The 16971-nt window shown below is 60.0% G+C and carries 17 protein-coding genes; 7 read left to right on the top strand and 10 right to left on the bottom strand.

Translation table 11 applies throughout. The annotated features are described in order from the left end of the window. Positions 1 to 66: 66 nt before the first annotated feature. Positions 67 to 2586 (bottom strand): flavin-containing monooxygenase, encoded by a 2520-nt coding sequence (locus tag LXM55_RS21015; RefSeq protein WP_233322140.1) that lies wholly within the window; start codon positions 2584 to 2586, stop codon positions 67 to 69. A 177-nt stretch (positions 2587 to 2763) separates the two neighbouring features. Here LXM55_RS21015 and LXM55_RS21010 point away from each other — a divergent pair, with 177 nt between their 5' ends. Further along, positions 2764 to 3792, top strand: a complete 1029-nt coding sequence (locus LXM55_RS21010) for an AraC family transcriptional regulator (RefSeq protein WP_233322139.1) — start codon at positions 2764 to 2766, stop codon at positions 3790 to 3792. Between the two features lie 71 nt (positions 3793 to 3863). Beyond that, positions 3864 to 4373, top strand: coding sequence for a DUF1993 domain-containing protein (locus tag LXM55_RS21005; RefSeq protein WP_047337329.1), 510 nt, complete (start codon positions 3864 to 3866; stop codon positions 4371 to 4373). 64 nt (positions 4374 to 4437) lie between these two features. On the opposite strand, the gene sstT is transcribed toward LXM55_RS21005, so the two are convergent. Beyond that, the gene (gene sstT, locus LXM55_RS21000; RefSeq protein WP_233322138.1) at positions 4438 to 5670 is read right to left on the bottom strand and encodes a serine/threonine transporter SstT; all 1233 of its coding nucleotides are present in this window, start codon (positions 5668 to 5670) and stop codon (positions 4438 to 4440) included. Positions 5671 to 5995: 325 nt separating this feature from the next. On the opposite strand from sstT, the gene LXM55_RS20995 reads away from it, so the two are divergent. Next, positions 5996 to 7153: an MFS transporter gene (locus tag LXM55_RS20995; RefSeq protein ID WP_233322137.1), complete on the top strand. Its 1158-nt coding sequence runs from the start codon at positions 5996 to 5998 to the stop codon at positions 7151 to 7153. Here LXM55_RS20995 and nhaR read toward each other — a convergent pair whose 3' ends face one another. Further along, positions 7154 to 8059 carry a transcriptional activator NhaR gene (gene nhaR / locus LXM55_RS20990; RefSeq protein ID WP_233322136.1) on the bottom strand — a complete coding sequence of 302 codons (906 nt, stop codon included), beginning with the start codon at positions 8057 to 8059 and terminating at the stop codon, positions 7154 to 7156. It abuts the gene before it with no gap. A 134-nt stretch (positions 8060 to 8193) separates the two neighbouring features. Here nhaR and LXM55_RS20985 point away from each other — a divergent pair, with 134 nt between their 5' ends. Both LXM55_RS20985 and LXM55_RS20980 read left to right on the top strand, forming a co-directional pair. Further along, positions 8194 to 8445, top strand: a complete 252-nt coding sequence (locus LXM55_RS20985; protein WP_233322135.1) for a hypothetical protein — start codon at positions 8194 to 8196, stop codon at positions 8443 to 8445. Between the two features lie 30 nt (positions 8446 to 8475). Next, complete coding sequence (locus LXM55_RS20980; protein ID WP_233322134.1) at positions 8476 to 9228, top strand: TerC family protein; 753 nt, start codon at positions 8476 to 8478, stop codon at positions 9226 to 9228. An 80-nt stretch (positions 9229 to 9308) separates the two neighbouring features. Here LXM55_RS20980 and LXM55_RS20975 read toward each other — a convergent pair whose 3' ends face one another. After that, positions 9309 to 9476: a hypothetical protein gene (locus LXM55_RS20975; protein WP_233322133.1), complete on the bottom strand. Its 168-nt coding sequence runs from the start codon at positions 9474 to 9476 to the stop codon at positions 9309 to 9311. Between the two features lie 224 nt (positions 9477 to 9700). On the opposite strand from LXM55_RS20975, the gene LXM55_RS20970 reads away from it, so the two are divergent. Continuing rightward, positions 9701 to 10372 (top strand): PA2778 family cysteine peptidase, encoded by a 672-nt coding sequence (locus tag LXM55_RS20970; protein ID WP_233322132.1) that lies wholly within the window; start codon positions 9701 to 9703, stop codon positions 10370 to 10372. A 54-nt stretch (positions 10373 to 10426) separates the two neighbouring features. On the opposite strand, the gene pbpG is transcribed toward LXM55_RS20970, so the two are convergent. The 6 genes from pbpG to LXM55_RS20940 form a co-directional block, all read right to left on the bottom strand. Beyond that, positions 10427 to 11365, bottom strand: a complete 939-nt coding sequence (gene pbpG / locus LXM55_RS20965) for a D-alanyl-D-alanine endopeptidase (protein ID WP_233322131.1) — start codon at positions 11363 to 11365, stop codon at positions 10427 to 10429. Between the two features lie 124 nt (positions 11366 to 11489). Next, the gene (locus LXM55_RS20960; RefSeq protein WP_233322130.1) at positions 11490 to 12692 is read right to left on the bottom strand and encodes a tyrosine-type recombinase/integrase; all 1203 of its coding nucleotides are present in this window, start codon (positions 12690 to 12692) and stop codon (positions 11490 to 11492) included. Positions 12693 to 13282: 590 nt separating this feature from the next. Beyond that, entirely contained in the window at positions 13283 to 13669 is a 387-nt protein-coding gene (locus LXM55_RS20955) for an ASCH domain-containing protein (RefSeq protein ID WP_233322129.1), read from the bottom strand. 387 nt (positions 13670 to 14056) lie between these two features. Then, on the bottom strand, positions 14057 to 15025 hold the full coding sequence (locus LXM55_RS20950) for a DUF2971 domain-containing protein (RefSeq protein WP_233322128.1): 969 nt from the start codon (positions 15023 to 15025) through the stop codon (positions 14057 to 14059). A 94-nt stretch (positions 15026 to 15119) separates the two neighbouring features. Further along, positions 15120 to 15455 carry a hypothetical protein gene (locus LXM55_RS20945; RefSeq protein ID WP_233322127.1) on the bottom strand — a complete coding sequence of 112 codons (336 nt, stop codon included), beginning with the start codon at positions 15453 to 15455 and terminating at the stop codon, positions 15120 to 15122. Between the two features lie 44 nt (positions 15456 to 15499). After that, positions 15500 to 15805, bottom strand: coding sequence for a hypothetical protein (locus tag LXM55_RS20940; protein ID WP_233322126.1), 306 nt, complete (start codon positions 15803 to 15805; stop codon positions 15500 to 15502). A gap of 83 nt (positions 15806 to 15888) precedes the next feature. Here LXM55_RS20940 and LXM55_RS20935 point away from each other — a divergent pair, with 83 nt between their 5' ends. Beyond that, positions 15889 to 16917 (top strand): hypothetical protein, encoded by a 1029-nt coding sequence (locus LXM55_RS20935; RefSeq protein WP_233322125.1) that lies wholly within the window; start codon positions 15889 to 15891, stop codon positions 16915 to 16917. Positions 16918 to 16971 lie beyond the last annotated feature (54 nt).

Below are 16971 nucleotides of genomic sequence, written 5' to 3'. Positions count from 1 at the left end.
CACTCGGACAAACGCCGGCGTTGCCGCCGCGCCCCCGCCCGGGTGTTTCGGGCGAGGGCGGCCTGTTCAGCTCGGTTGCGGATCTGTTGCAGGCCGTGTCGCTTGCGTCGAACCCGTGGCCTGCGGGGGCTCGCCCGATGCCGCCAGGCATTGGCGGCTGAAGCGGGCGAGGCCGAGCAGGGCGTTCCTGGCGGAGCGCAGGGAGAACGCCTGCAATTGGAAGACGTGCCAGCGGCCCTCATGGATTTCCAGCTGGCAGCTCACCCCGGCCTGCCTGGCGCGCTCGGCAAGGCGAACGGAGTCGGACAGCAGCAGCTCCTGGTCGCCCACCTGGATCAGCATCGGCGGCAGGCCTCGCAGGTCTGCTTCCAACGGGCGCTGCAACAGCGTTTGCGCCGGCGCTGCGTAGGCCTTGAGGGCTTGTTCCAGCCAGTCGCGGCGGATCATCGGGTCGGCCTCCTGGCGCGATTGCATGCTGGCGCCGGCCAGGTCCGGGTCGGTGACCGGCGACAGCAGCATCATCCCGGCGGCAACCGCGTCGCCACGTTCCTTCAAGGCCAGGGCCACGGCCAACGCCAGGGCGCCACCAGCGGAATCACCGGCTATCAGCAACTGGTCTGTCGGGCAGCCCTGGGCGCGGATCGCCCCATGGCAGGCCAGGCAATCGTCCAGCGCGGCGGGGTAGGGGTGTTCGGGGGCCAGGCGGTAGTCCGGTACCCACACGGCGCAGCCACTGTCCCGGGCCAGGCGGCTGGTGATGCTGTAGTGGGAGCGCGGGCTGCCCAGGCAGAAGGCGCCACCGTGCAGGTAGAGAATCACCCCCTTGGCCGCTCCGGCCGCGGGTTCGACTATCTGCACCTGCAGCTCGCCCAGGTGCAGGTGCCGGCGGCTGACACCCAGGCAGCCGGGCATCAGCCATGACAGCCGGTCGACGATCCGGCGCTGGGCCTCCAGGGCCCGTGGCGGGCCGATCAGGGCCCTGAAGCTGGCCCGCAGAAAGAATCGCAGGATGGCCGCGCTACCCCGCTCCAAAACATCCCTGGGGGCGGCCACCCGTTGCCCGTGGCAGGCCGGCGACTGGGCGTCCAGCGGGCTGGACAAGCGATAGGCCGCCAGCCCGGCATAGCGCGCCAGCCAGCGATAGGACCAGGTGAAGCCCGGCCAGTTGGTGCTGTTGTGCCCTCGTTCGTCGACGTACCAGCTCTTGCAGCCGCTCCACACCGAAGTGGTCAGGCGGCGCTGGATGCGCAGTTGAAAGCGCTGGTGGCGGTGTTCGTCCACTTCCAGCTGGCGGGCGCCGCTGTCCAGCAGCGCCTGGCGGGCCTGCATGACGTGGGAGATCTGGCTTTCCAGCATATGGATGATGGAGTTGTGGCCCAGGTTGGTGTTGGGCCCGTAGAGCATGAAGAAGTTGGGGAAGCCCGGCACGCTGATGCCCAGGTAAGCCGCCGCGCCGCCTTGCCAGGCCTGGTTCAGGTCAAGCCCGTCGCGGCCGCTGATGCGCATCGGCGAGAGGAACTCGGTGGCGGCGAAACCGGTGCCATGGATGATCGCGTCGACGGTGTGCTGCTGGTCGTCGAGGGTCTCGATGCCGTGCTCGGTGATCCGCCGGATGCCCTCGGTCACCAGGTGTACGTGGGGTTGGTCGAAGGTCTTGAGGTAGTCGTTGGACAGCAGGATGCGCTTGCAGCCGATGGGGTAGTCCGGGGTCATCTGCCGGCGCAGTTCGGGGCTGGCGACCGAGGCGCGCAGCAGCTTCTGGAACGGGCCGCCGACCACCCACTTGGTCAGGCCCTGCAGGCGCGTGAAGCCCAGTGCCCGGGATTCGAAGTGCAGGTAGTGGGCCGCACGCACCAGCTTCATCCTCCAGGGTTGGCGTTGGAAGCGCTGCTTTTCCTCGGCGCTGTAGGGGCGATCAGCCTTGGGCATGATGTAGGCCGGTGAGCGCTGGAAGACCTTGAGTTCGGCCACCTGCGGGGCCACTTCCGGGACGAATTGGATGGCCGAGGCACCGGTGCCGATCACCGCCACTCGCTTGCCGGCCAGCGGGTATTGGTGGTCCCAGTGGGCGGAATGGAAGACCTGGCCCTGGAAGCTGTCCATGCCCGGCAGGTTGGGCAGGGCCGGGCGGCTCAACTGGCCGGTGGCGCTGATCAGCAGGCGAGCCACATGCTGCTGGCCATGGGCGCAGGTGACGCGCCAGCAGGCATTGGCGGCGTCGAATTGGGCATGCCGCACTTCACTGTCGAAGTGGATATGCGGCTTGAGGCCATAGGCATCGGCGCAGTGTTGCAGGTAGCCGTGGATTTCTGCCTGGGGGGCGAACACCCGGGACCAGTGCGGGTTGGGCTCGAAGGAAAACGAATACAGGTGCGAAGGCACGTCGCAGGCGGCGCCCGGGTAGTGGTTGTCACGCCAGACACCGCCTACGTCCTGGCCTTTTTCGAGGATGACGAAGCGGCTGACACCGGCTTTGCGCAAGGCAATCGCCATGCCCAGGCCGCCGAAGCCGCTGCCGATGATGATCGCCTCCAGCGGCGTCGCCGAGTGGGGTTGCGGGTATGTAGCGGGTGCGAATTCACGCATGACGACCTCGTTGTTATTGTTGTGCGGCGCAGGGTTGATGCTCCCGGGGCCACTGCCCTGTGTCTGTGGTGCGACCCCGATCAGTGAAGCATGCGGGGAATAACCCGTGGACCCCATGCTGCAACGGGACAAGTGCTTTAGTATTTGGGCCAATGCATTGCCTGGTGAGTCGCACCCATGAGCATTCAGTCATTTACCCGAGGGCCGTCCAGCGCCCAGCTGCTACTGAGTTTTGGCCGTGACCAGGGCGTGTCGCCAAGGCGCTTGCTGGCGGGCACCGGCCTTGGCCTGGAGCAACTGCAGGACCCCAACAGCCTGCTGCTGGCCGCTCAGGAGCTGCGCTTGGCCAGCAACCTGCTGGCGGCGCTGGGGCACCCGCAAGGCCTGGGATACGAAGTGGGTGCGCGCTATCACTTTTCCACCTACGGCCTGTTCGGTTATGGCCTGATCAGCAGTGCCACCCCGGCGGATGCCCTGGCCCTGGCCTTGCGTTTCCTGCCGCTGACTTACGCCTTCGCTGGCATCGGCTATCGACTGGAGGGTGGGCTGGGCGTGCTGAGCTTCAGCTTGCCGCCAGTCAAGGACTTGGCCCTGGGCGAGTTTCTGTTGCAACGGGACATGGCCGCCGCCGCGGTACTGATGCAAGAGATCGTCGGCGCCGATTTCCAGTTGAGCCGCTTCACGCGTGCCGGGGCTTGCCCCACGGGCATGGCGCAGGCGGCCAGGGGGCAGATTCTGGGGTTGCGTCCGGCCTACCAGGGTGGCGCCGACAGCCTGGCGTTTGCCGCACATTTCCTCGACCGGCCGTTGCCCCAGGCCAACCCCCTGACCGTGGCGATGTGTGAGCAGATGTGTGCGCAATTGCTGGCGCGGCGCCTGGCCCACCAGGGGGTCGCCGCGCGGGTGCGCCAGCAGCTCGACGGTTTGCCGGCCGGGGTGATGCCGTGTCTGCCAAGCCTGGCCCGCCTGAACCACACCAGCGTGCGTAGCTTGAAGCGCCGCTTGCAGGAGGAGGGCACCACGTACCGCCAGTTGCTGGCCCAGCAACGCAGCGCTCGGGCCCTGGAACTGCTTGGCGAGACGGCGCTGAGCCTGACGCAGATCGCCGAACGGCTGGGCTTCAGTGACTTGTCGAGTTTCTCCCAGAGTTTCAAGCGCTGGTTCGGCGTGGCCCCCAGCGCCTATCGCCAGGACCGCCCTGGATAAACCCACCGGGTGGGCCCTGTGCCGCTATAATCGCGGCTTGTTGTTTTCCCGCCATCCCAGTCGAGACTGTCATGACTATTTCCCTGTACGCCGCTTCCGTTCCTGTCTTCAAGCAAATGCTCAATGCCCTGAGCGATGTCCTGCACAAGGCCGAAGCCCACGCCACGGCGAAGAACATCGAGCCGAACGCCCTGTTGCAGGCGCGCCTGTACCCGGACATGTTCCCGCTGGTGCGTCAGGTGCAGATCGCCGTGGATTTCGCCAAGGGCGTTTCGGCGCGCCTGGCCGAGGTCGAGCTGCCCAAGTACGACGACACTGAAACCACCTTCGCCGACTTGCAGGCGTTGATCGCCAAGGTCCTGGCCTTTATCGACGGCCTCCAGCCGGCGCAGATCGATGGCAAGGAAGGCATCGAGATCGTGACCCGTCCGGGCACGCCGAAAGAGAAGCGCTTCAGCGGCCAGTCCTACCTGCTGACCTACGGCCTGCCGCAGTTCTTCTTCCACGTCACCACCACCTACGCGATCCTGCGTCACAACGGCGTGGAAGTGGGCAAGCGCGATTACATGGGCGCGTTCTAAAACCCCAGGTGATAAAAAAGCCCGGCCAGGTTGACCCTGGCCGGGCTTTTTAGTGGACGCAGGATCAGGCTGCGGCTTGCGCCTTGTCTTCCTGGGCCATGCACGCGGCGGCCGTGAAGAGTACGTCGGTGGAGGAGTTCAGCGCGGTTTCCGCCGAGTCCTGCAGCACGCCGATGATGAAACCCACGGCGACCACCTGCATGGCGATCTCGCTGGGAATGCCGAACAGGCTGCACGCCAGGGGAATCAGCAGCAGCGAGCCGCCGGCCACGCCGGAGGCGCCACAGGCACAGATGGCCGCGACCACGCTGAGCAGCACCGCGGTCGGCAGGTCCACGGCTATGCCCAGGGTGTGCACGGCGGCCAGGGTCAGCACGGTGATGGTGATCGCCGCGCCGGCCATGTTGATGGTGGCACCCAGCGGGATCGACACCGAGTAAGTGTCTTCATGCAGGCCCAGGCGCTTGCTCAGTTCCAGGTTGACCGGAATGTTGGCGGCCGAGCTGCGGGTGAAGAAGGCGGTGATGCCGCTCTCGCGCAGGCAGGTCAGCACCAGCGGGAAGGGGTTGCGGCGGATTTTCCAGAACACGATCAGCGGGTTCATCACCAGGGCCACGAACAGCATGCAGCCGATCAATACCGCCAGCAGGTGCAGGTAGCCGAGCAGGGCGTCGAAGCCCGAGGTGGCCAGGGTCGAGGCCACCAGGCCGAAGATCCCCAGGGGCGCGAAGCGGATCACCACACGCACGATGACGGTCACCCCGTTGGACAGGTCGTCGAGCACGGTGCGGGTGGTCTCGCCGGCATGGCGGATGGCCACGCCCATGCCGATGGCCCAGGCCAGGATGCCGATGAAGTTGGCGTTCATCAGGGCGCTGACCGGGTTGTCCACCACGCTCAGCAGCAGGCTTTGCAGCACCTCGGTGATACCGCCGGGCGCGCTGATGGCCACGTCGTGGGTGGACAGCACCAGGGCGGAAGGGAACAGGCTGCTGGCGATCACTGCGACCACGGCGGCGGCGAAGGTGCCCAGCAGGTAGAGCACCAGGATCGGCCGGATATGGGTTTCCTGGCCGTGCTTGTGGTTGGCGATGGAGGCCATGACCAGCACGAACACCAGGATCGGTGCCACGGCCTTGAGCGCCGAGACAAAGACCTTGCCGATAAAGGTGGTGGATTTCGCCACCTCGGGTGCCAGCAGTGCCAGGGCGATGCCGGCAATCAGGCCGATGACGATCTGCGTGACCAGGCTGAGGCGTTTGAGGGACTGCAGAAAGGAAGGAGGTGAAGCGCTCATAGCGGTATCTCTGTTTTTTTTTAATGTGCGGAGCCTGCCGGTCGCCAGCGACGGTGGTTGAGCCGGCAGGCACAGACGCAGTCTGAAAAGGCGACGGGCGATCGAGACGTTGGACAGGCAGACGAACTCGACAGGGCCTGTTTTTAGCAGGGAGCGGACTTTATCACAGCGGGCCGGGCTTACCGCGTCGATGTGACGATCTGCCACTTGCCTCTTCAGGGTTGCACGCAGCCATGGCCACTCTGTTAAGATTCGCCATCCCCTTTTCCATTCAGTCAGCGGGCCCTTCGGGCTGTCGCTGCTGTCGTTGTTGCTGGAGTTCTGCATGCTGTTGCCCATCCTGCTGTTGTCGGCCGCGGGTTTTACCGTGCTGACCACGGAATTCATCATTGTCGGCCTGTTGCCGTCGATTGCCCGCGACTTGCAGGTCAGCGTGTCCCAGGCTGGGCTGCTGGTGACCCTGTTCGCCTTCACCGTTGCTGCCTTCGGGCCATTCCTGACGGCGTACTTCGCGCGTTTTCCACGCAAGAAGCTGTTTATCAGCGTGCTGGTGATGTTCGGCCTGGCCAATACCCTGGCGGCGCTGGCGCCGAATATCTGGGTGATGTCCCTGGCGCGGTTGGTGCCGGCCCTGGGGTTGCCGGTGTTCTGGGCCCTGGCCAGCGAGACCGCGGTGGACATTGTCGGGCCGGACTACGCCGGGCGGGCGATTGCCAAGATCGGCTTCGGCATTGTCTGCGCCACGGTGTTCGGGATTCCCGTGGGCACCCTGATCGCTGATGCGTTCGGCTGGCGCAGCGCCTTCGGTATCCTCGCGGTGGTGGCCTTCGCCAAGGCCCTGTTGCTGTTCATCTACCTGCCCCAGACCCGTTCGCACAACGAGCAGGTAAGCCTGCGCGCGCAGTTTCGCATCCTGCGCAGCCCGCTGATGCAGGGGCATGTGCTGCTGTCGATCCTGGTGTTCAGCGGCATGTTCACGGCCTACACCTACCTGGCGGACATTCTCGAGCGCCTGGCCGGGTTCGACGGCACGCTGGTGGGCTGGTGCCTGATGGGCTTCGGCGCAGTGGGTTTGATCGGCAACTCCCTGGGCGGCCGGGCGGTGGACCGTCACCCGTTGATCGCTTCCATGGTGTTCTGCGCCCTGATGATCGGCGGCATGGTCGCGCTGGTGCCGAGCATCCATTCGACCCTGGGGCTGGCGGCGGCCATGGCCATCTGGGGCGTGACCCAGGCGGCGATGTTCCTGGTCAGCCATGTGCGCCTGATCAAGGCCGCGCCACAAGCGCCGGCCTTCGCCGCGTCGTTGAACATTGCCGGGGCCAACCTGGGGATTGGCCTGGGGGCGATGGTCGGCGGTCGGGTGATCGATACCCTGGGCCTGGGCAGCCTTGGGTTCGCGGCCTCGGGTTTCATTCTGCTGTCGATTGCCCTGGCGCTGTTGCTGATGAAGTTGAAAGCACCAAGCGTCTGCGCTTCCTGATCAGTGCTGGAGCGGGGTGAACAATTCCCGCCGCGCCCCTTCGGTAATGGCCACGATGCCCGGGTGCTTGACCTTGCGCTCCACGGAAATGGCGTAGAACGACTCGGCCACGGCATCGGTCTGGCCAATCAACTGCACCCCGTACTGCTGCCTGACTTCGTCGGCAATCACGCTGGGGGCGATGAAGATCCCACTGCCGGATTGGCCGAACGCCTGCATCAGGGCGCTGTCGTCGAATTCACCGATGATCCGTGGCTGTAGCTGTTGTTCGGCGAACCAGCGCAACAAGCGGCTGCGCACCACGGTTTCCTGTCCGGGAATCAGCAGCGGCGCGCCGTGCAGGCCGCGAGGAAAGTCGGCGCCGTGCAGCCGAGCCAGTTCCGCGGTGGCGAAGAAACTGATGCCACATTCCCCGAGTTTCTGGCTGTAGCCCTTGATGTCCAGGTGCGAGGGCATCGGGCTGTCGGAAATCACCAGGTCCAGGCGCTGGATGGCCAGATCGGCCAGCAGGCGTTCGAGCTTGTCTTCGCGGCAGGTCAGGCGGATCGGTTCGCTGAGCTCCATGGTCGGGGCGATCAGGCGGTAGACGATGGACTTGGGCACCACATCCGCCACGCCGACACGGAACTGGATCTGCTGTTCGTCGGGGCGCGCGCGGAGCATGGCTTCCAGTTCGCCGCCGAGTTGGAACATCTGCTCGGCGTAGGGCAGGGTCTGACGCCCGGCTTCGGTCAACTCCAACTGGCGGCCGACCCGGCGAAACAGTTCGATGCCGTAGGTCTGTTCCAGCAGGCTGATCTGCCCGCTGATGGTCTGTGGGGTCAGGTTGAGTTGCTCGCAGGCGCGGACGATGCTGCCGGTCTTGGCCACAACCCAGAAATAGTGCAGTTGGCGGTAGTTGAGCATGGGGGCATTCAGTTCGTAAAAACCGAAGTATAACTGCTAAAAAAACGAATTTTCCTGAAGTATCGAGCTCCTTAGAATGCCTCGCTATCGCCGGGGCCCTGCTGGGCCCCGTTCGTTCTATCGAGGAATACGGCATGTCATTCAAAACCTTGGGCGCAGCATCGCTGCTGGCCCTGTCTATGCTGGCCCTGGCGGGTTGTGACCAGGCGGAAAAAAGCGCTCAACAGATGCTGGGCAAGGCGGCGGAGTCGGCCAAGCAGGCGATCGACGACACCCACAAGGCGGCGGAACAGGCGCTCAGCGATGCCACGCAAAGCGTGACGGGCAAGGAAAAACCAGAAGACGACAGCGAGAAGCCACAAGCGCCGGCGTCCCAGGAAATCTGATCTTTCATCCAACCGAGTCAGGATTGACCCATGGAATACCTTTTACAGCTCGCTGCAAGCCCTACCGCCTGGGTCGCCCTGGCCACCCTGGTGGTGATGGAGATCGTGCTTGGCATCGACAACCTGATCTTTATCTCCATCCTCACCAACAAGTTGCCGGAAAAGCATCGGGCCAAGGCGCGGCGCATCGGTATCGGCATGGCCCTGTTCCTGCGCCTGGCGTTGCTCAGCACCATTGCCTTCATCGTCCAGCTCACCGAGCCGGTGATTGAAGTGATGGGGCAGAGCTTCTCCTGGAAAGACATGATCCTGATTGCCGGTGGCCTGTTCCTGGTGTGGAAAGCCACCACGGAAATCCACCACAGCATGGATCCCGAGCCTGAGCAGGCGAAGACCGAGACCCCGGGCGTGGCCATCGGCTTTGCTGCGGCGATCGGCCAGATCCTGTTGCTGGACATGGTGTTCTCCATCGACAGCATCATTACGGCGGTGGGCATGACCGAGCACTTGCCGATCATGATCATTGCCGTGGTGGTGTCGGTGCTGGTGATGCTGCTGGCTGCCGAGCCGCTGGCCAAGTTCATCAACGACAACCCGACCGTGGTGATGCTGGCCCTTGGCTTCTTGATCATGATCGGCATGACCCTGATCGCCGAAGGCTTCGGCGCCCATGTGCCCAAGGGCTATGTGTATGCGGCGATGGCGTTCTCGGCGGCCATCGAGAGCCTCAACATGCTGGCTCGCCGGGCCCGGCAGAAGCGTCAGGCACGCCACGACGCCTGATTTGCAGCCACGGCAAGCGGCCGCCTGTACTCGCTGGAGTCAGGCGGCCGTGTTGTTTTTGAACGAAGGAAAACCCCAGGTCAGTGGGCGGGGGCAGGACGCCGCGTGGTCTTTTCCGCCTTGGTCACGGGGGCTGGCTGCCGGGGCTGATGGTGGCGGCGGGTGATGCGCAGCACGCCCCAGAGCATCGCGGCGGCTACTGCCAGCCAGCCGAGGATCAGCAGCAGGATGGTGGTTGTCAGGCTCATCAGTGCCTCCTTTATGCCCGGTTCGGGGCATACACGCTTAACAATCGACAGTCTAGTAGCCGGTGTGTTTCAAGCTATTGACCAATAGTCGAGAGCCTTCGAACACTTCGCTCTATGGTTTTCAATTAACTGCCGCCTAACGCTATACCCTGGCCTGCGAGCGCCCTATTATCAGGGCCCCAGCCGGGAGTGGGTCGTCCGGCGTCTGAATAGAGAGCAAGAGAGTGCGGGTATTTCCTCGATTTCGAGCGGCGCTGCTGGCCAGTGCCTGTGTCTTGAGCCTGGCCGGTTGTGCCGGCAGTGTGCAGCCGGAGATCCAGCGTCTGCCGGAGCGGGTGGAACTCAACAGCGTGCCGTTTTTCCGTGGGGAGATGTATCAGAGCGGTCCTGGCGCTCTGGCCAGCATGTTGTCGCAGCAGGGCGTGGTGATCACGCCCGGTTTGCTCGACAAGCCCTTGCACTTGCCTGGTGGCGAGGCCCAGTTGCAGCACAACATGCAGAATCTGGCGCGGGAATACGGCATGGTCGTCTACCCCCTGGATAACCAGCTTTCGGCGCTGTTGACCCAGGTGGCGGCGGGTTACCCGGTGCTGGTGCGCTTTACCGAGGGGGCGACGTTCTGGGCCGAGCCGCGTTATGCGGTGCTGGCCGGTTATAACCGCGCCAAGCAAACGGTGCTGTTGCGCGGAGCGAAAAGCCGCCGGCAATTGATGAGCTTCAGTGGGTTCGAGTCATCCTGGAAGAGTGCCGGAAGCTTTGCCGTATTGATTCAGGCACCGAACCAGTTGCCGGCCCAGGTCGATCGCCAACGCTGGTTGAAGGCCGCCAATGAGCTGGCCCAGGCTGGCCAGGAGCAGGCCGCAGCCAGAGCGAGCAAGGCACTCGATAGCCATTGAGGGCTGTACAGACAACAACGGCGCCCATGGGCGCCGTTGTTGTTTGACCGAGTATCAGTGTGATGCCTGGGGAGCGGCGATCTGATGGTTCTTCAGATTCTTGTCGGCCTTGTAGCGCAGGGCGACGTCCGGTACCGAGCCGCTTTTGCCGGTTTCGACCCAATTGCGGATCCGGCTGGCATCGGCAAAGTGGGTGTATTTGCCAAAGGCATCGAGAATCACCAGGGCTACCGGGCGATTGCCCATGCTGGTAACCAGCACCAGGCAGTGGCCAGCCTGGTTGGTGAAGCCGGTCTTGGTGATCTTGATGTCCCATTTTTCCTTGTTGACCAGGTGGTCGGTGTTACGGAAACCCAGGGTGTAGTTGGGTTTGCGAAACGCCACGGTCTTTTCCTTGGTGGTACTCAACTCGCTGAGCAGTGGGTATTTGCGTGAGGCTACCAACAGCTTGCTCAGGTCGCGGGCGGTGGAAACGTTGTGGATCGACAGGCCCGTGGGTTCCACGTAGCGCGTGTGAGTCATGCCCAGGGACTTGGCCTTGGCGTTCATTGCCGCGATAAAGGCCGCGTAGCCGCCCGGGTAGTGGTGGGCCAGGCTGGCGGCGGCACGGTTTTCCGAGGACATCAGGGCAATCAGCAGTGTGTCCCGGCGGCTCAGTTCGCTGTTGAGCTTGACCCGGGAGAACACGCCCTTCATTTCCGGGGTGTCGCTGATGTTCATGGAAATGTATTCGTTCAGGGGCAGCTTGGCGTCCAGCACCACCATGGCGGTCATCAGCTTGGTCACCGAGGCGATGGGCACCACCACGTCCGGGTTGCTGGAATAGATGACTTTATTGGTTTGCAGATCCAGCAGCAGGGCGCTGCCGGAAGCGATATGCAGTTGTGAGGTGTCTCTTGGCGCCGCGGTGGTTTCGCTGGCGTCGACGCTGTGCGCGATCAAGGTGCCGGACACAGCAAACAACAAGCTGAGGATGGAGAGACGAATTTTCACGCGGGCGGACTCGATAAAGTATGGATATGCCGTTTGGCAACGGGCTTTTTTGGAAAAACGTTACATTTTATGAATATGGACGAGAAACTTGCTAGATGCCTTTAAATACAGGGCGAAACTATATTTATTTTTCACCCTGTACCAATTTCGTACCAATTCTGCTTTCGAGCTTCCCGAGTTCGGTCCAATCCGTTGTTGAGCTCAGCCAGCGAGCATAAGTCGAGAGCAACACCTGAACGCTATGCCCGAGCTGGCCGGCAATGAACGCAGGGTTCATGCCTGACATAAGGCACATCGTAGCGTAGGTGTGGCGGCAGTTGTATTGGTTGCGGGCCTTTATTTTCAAGGCCTCCAGCGCTTTTGCGAAGTGCCCAGATGTGGTGGTTGGTCCCTTAATGAAAGGGGAACTGCCGGATGGCTGGAACACGTAGGGCGATGACTTGCGTACTCGGCGCCGGTCGCTGTCTCTGTCCTGGGCAATTTCTTGCGCCTTGGCCAGGGCATTCATGGCGCGGGAGTTCAGCATTACTGTCCTCGCGTATTTGGTTTTCGTGCGTTCCTCAACGACTCCCCTCACAACAATCCGACAGACGTGCGCTGTCTTGGCCGCCAGGTCGATCTCGTCCCAGCGCAAGCCGAGCAGCTCTCCGGTCCGCATGCCGCTGTAGAAAGCGAATTCGAAGTAAGCCGCGTAGATTCTGGTCACCGGCCGGGTAAAGTTCGCGTACATCCATTCAATGACCGCATCGGCTTCTTCCGAGGTGAAGGGGTCGACGATCTTTTTCTTTCTTGCGGGCAACTTGATTGACGTCGCCGGATTGCGCGCAACGACCTCATCCTGCACCGCAGTATTGAACAAGGCATTCACCCGGGAGATAGCGGCGCGCTTCACCCCTGGGCTTGTCCAGTCTGTGGCCGCAATGATCTTCCGCAGGGCCATGGGGGTAATGTCGTTCATGGGGATGCCAGCAAGCGCCGGCATCCAGTAAAGGTTGAGTGTGCCCTTGTAGTTATCCCGGGTGCCCTTTACCACTTCCCGGCTGTCGAGCCAGGTCTGCGCGTACTCCCCGAACGTGACGACCCCTGACTCAGTTGTCGCCACGTAGCTGGAGTTAGGAAACAGCTCTGCATATTTCTCGTCGCTCAGGGCTCCGTGCTTGGCCAGGCTGATTACGTGAGCACGGAGGTCGGTGGCGGCCTTGATCCCCTTGGCCGTTTGAGGGTAGGGGAGTGTTTCGCAACGCCGGCGCTTCCAAGTGAATCGAATTCGGATTGAATCACCAGCGAATTCAACTCCTGTGGGCAGTCCCATTGGCTTTCTTGCCATGCCTCGTATCTCCTGATGCTGTAAAAAATTCGGTTGTCGATCTTGTTCCAGACGCCTTCGGGGATGATCCCGCGGGCCCGCTTGCTTTCGAGTGCTCGGGGGGTGGTGCCAACGAGTTGCGCCATGCGCTTCTCGGGCACTTTGTCGAAGGGGTACGTTTCGGGTAGTTCGTCTTTCTCGGACATGTGCCTATCCCGCCCGCAGAGCTGCAGGCTTTCCGATTGTTGAGTGGGGTGTTTCAGATGGTGCTGATTTGCCCTGGCGTTGCGCCGTGGCACTGTTCGTGCGTTCGCCCGGTCTAGGCCTTTCCATCCAAGTCCTGGCCACCGGGCCGGGCGGACTCTTCACTTCTTGCGCCTGCAGATCATCCGCAGCGCACGCGCGGTGAGTGGAAGGTCTGTGGACGAGTCGGGCGCATCGCCTCGCGATACAGCGTCCACATATCGTCCCAGGCCTCTTGCATTGTCGAGCCCTGGCCGGTGCAGCCCATGCGTCGGCACCACCAGGATCCGTTCCAATAGGTCATGCGTGCTTTCATGGTCTTGGCCCCGTGTAGATGTTCCATGCGAGGTAGAGCAGGGCGGGGAGGATCATGGCGTAACCCCCTGGACGTCGAAGAATCCCAGGCGCCCCTTGTACGGCGTGAATGCCAGCGGCTTCGGATAACGCAGCAGGAATCCCTTCTGCCCCATGTACCAGGGTGATTCGCTGTGATCGACGCTATCGACCAGCTCGACAGAGCCAACGATGCCGCCGAGCAATAGCTCATTGATTGGCGGGATCTCTGCCGGGTGCTTGATCAAGCCAGCCTCCAGGGCGAACGAAACAGCTTCAGCCCACTGCTTGCGAGTACAGCCTGCCGAGGCATGGACAAGGAACCGGCCGCGGTACTTGGTGTGCCAGCTGCGGTTCTCGACGTCTTTGCTGCCGTGAATGATCAGCCACGCCCAGGGCTGGCGAATTGAAAGTGCTTTCATGGCTGCACCTCCTCAATGTCTCGGCGCACTTCGCAGTACAGCTCAACGTGTCCGCAGGGATTGCTCCAGCTGTCTACTGCAAGCTGCCGGCTTCCATCCCAGCTCATAGATGTGAATGGTTCGCCGCGTGGCGCACCGCATTCACGGCACACCCATGGGAGCGTCACGGTGATTGAGTCGAGGCCGCCGTGCTGCTCACGGGCCGGGATGGTTACCGTTCTTTCTTCAGGCATGACTTCGTCCTTGGCCGCTATAGCGGCTGACTTGAATGTGGGGGAGGGGTGAGGTTTTTACGGGCGGAGTACTAATGTACTCCTTTCGAGGATCTTACTAATTCTTGTAGTTGCTGGTCTGTATCCAGTACTTCAGTCAGTAATGGGAGAAGCCTTATGTATTCGAAAGCCACTTATTCAGGTTTATATCAGGAATAATGCTGAATGAAGTGTTGGACATTTTCATTCGAATCAAGGGTATCTCCAGCTCGGTGCAAACGTTTTCTAGCTTACTTAGATTGTCCGGACTAATTTTAACTCCTGCGTATACTCGTACTGCTTTTGGCACTAGGCATGCCTGAGGTTTACTCATAAAATTGTTAGAGAATACGAGCCTCCATTCCTTCTCGTATGCCCAGTCTGAGGATTTTGTTAATACTGGAAGTACGATGGAGAGAGGGTTTGCTTTGTTAATGTCTATTCCATTTATGAAGTCGGAATGGTCATGCAGTAGTTCGCTATAAAATACTGGATATAAAAATCTCGTAATTAAAGACTCTGGGCCAAGTGTTGTAAAATCATATTCTATGCAGAAGCCAGTATGATAGCTGGCATAATGAGCCCACATTAATGTGGATTTTTCGGATTCACTAAATGAGCATACCTTTGAAAGGTCTTTTGTCTTATCTGAAAACTGCCCGATCATCACATTGTTGTAATCCTCAATTGCCGAAATAAGTTCCTCTGCTAATTTTTCTTCTAAAATACTCTCTTTAACGAGAAATCTTATAGCGCTTGCCATTGGGTCATCTGTGCTCAGGAACTTTAGGAACTCGACTTCTTGAGTTTCTTTGCTTATGCCCAGCTCGTCATAAAGTGCAGCAATGCCCGACATGGAAGGGTTAACTTTGTTTAAGTTAGCTGTAAGGGCGCAGTCGTATGGGTCGTTAAAATTTTGAGGTGAGTTCATCCATACTGTGTTTTCTACAAGGTTTTTAATGGAGTTGTCTTTTTTGTCGAACTCTCTGTACTTAAAAAGTTGTTTGGGGATGTTGCCAAATTTCAATAGAAATCCCGAGTTTATGTCGTCGAGCTCAATATAGGGGCCAAGCATTTTTTGTTTGAATTCTTCTTTCCAGTCCATGGCGACTACCTTGTGTTTGTTTGCTCCATGTTATATCAGATATTTTGGTCATTGGTTGACGCCCTGTGGATCTTGGCCTTGCGGCGAAGGGCGGTCATGGCGCGTAGTCCTTCAACAACTGATTGCCGATCTTGGTGATTGCCGCGCGGATACGTGCCCCGGTGCGCTGGATGTCGCGGCGCTCGTCCATCAGGCGTGCAGTTGCCATGTAGCCGCAGTCCTCCTCGTCGTGATCCTTGTCTGGCTCGCACTGTTCGATAGCGTGAACCCAGCCGCGCCAGACGATCACCTGGCCCATGTTCAGGTCGTGAATATCTGGATCGCTCCAGTAGCGCTCGCGGTAGGGCTTCAGGTCGAAGTAGGCGCCATCAGCATCGTTCTGCACCTGCTTGATAGCCTTGCCGTTCTCAAACAGCTTTGTTCGGTACATGGCGTAAGCCACGGCCAGTTCTGTTAACCGGTCTGCATGCGTTTTCATCCTGCCCCCTTCAACAGATCAATGACGATCTTCACGCCGCTGGCCACGCTGGGCGGTTGCTGCACGGCGTAGGTGGTCAGGTTGCGGATGATCTTCTCCACCACCTGGGGCCGGCGGATATCGGCGCCTGCGGACTGCACAACGTCCACGGCGTACCGCTTGCCCTCCAGTTCCATGACGCGGTTGATAGGGCCGGTGATGTTGATCTCCGGCAGCGGCTGGTTGGCCTGGATCGGTGGGAGCAGGGCAGGCGCTGGCTTTTCGCGGGCATGGTCAAGCGGTCTCTGTGCTGTTGAGGTCATAAGGGTTCCTCGCTGGCTGGCGTGATATGGTTTGTACGGAGTAATAATGTCTTCAATATTGCTAGTTGTAGCGGGAGAGATACATGCTTAAGGAAGCGTTAAAGTCGCTGTATAAACAGGAGTTTTTATCTCTAGAAATAATTGAATCTATGCTTCGTGGAAGAGATTTTGAATTTAAGCCATTTTCATTTGGTGAAGTTGATGGTTTTTTAGTTGAGGGGATGGGCGAAAGTGCATTTCTCCCGGCACGTAGTGTCTCTTATATGAATGCTCGACGAGGGCGTGTGACTGGATGTCAAGAGAGGGCTTTGACTAAAAAAATCCCACTTCCACTTTTTATAGGTGAAGGGGAGTTGGTTAGTAAAATACATGAAATTAGTCGTTCCAATGATGCTGCTGCCGATGATTGGCTTGTCGAGATTTTTACTCCTGCGATCGCTTCCGTTTATCTGCTTAGATATTTTGAGAAAAGCCACGCGCTGGGGCCCTATCTCCAGATCATTTACGAAAGCCTAGAGGCTTATTTTATTGAGCTGGATCACGTGGCTATCATGTCTTTGTTACCAGTTATCGAAGGTGGGCTGAGGAATGTTCAGGAGCTAACCTTGGGGCATTCCGATGCAAATGTTAAAACAGCAGAGTTTGCTAGCAGGCTTGGTGACATGATCGTTAAACATGGAGAAAATTGTGCGAAAAGTATTCTAATTTATCCTGGATCATCGGGGCCGTCCGATGTTCAGATAAATTTTTTCACTCACGTAAATCCCCAGTGCGATGTAATGAATGCGTTTAGGATTTTCTTTAAGGAGGTTCTTTATCGTCCTAGTAATAGCGCCTCAGATGGTTTTAATCGGCATTTGATTCTTCATTTGCTTAAAAATGATTTTGCTTCGCCGGCTAACTATGTGAGGGTCTTCCTTCTCCTATCACATATTACGTTCTGTGAACGGCTGAATAACTCCTCGATACCAATGTTGTGGCCAGGGTCTGATAACGACTCGATACGTGTGGCGAAATATTTTAGAGAGCTTTCAGAAAAAGTTGGCCAGCCGAGAAGTTACATGTGGCGACCTGGAACCCCGCTCCCTCCTGAGCCTGTTCCTGGTCAGTAGCACAATTAATTCATCGCAAAATAAACGCGGGCGCAGGCCTCGGCGTCAGGGCGG

Origin of the sequence: Pseudomonas sp. Au-Pse12 (assembly GCF_021341665.1) — a bacterium.
Lineage (GTDB): Bacteria > Pseudomonadota > Gammaproteobacteria > Pseudomonadales > Pseudomonadaceae > Aquipseudomonas.
This window is presented reverse-complemented; position numbering and strand designations above follow the sequence as displayed.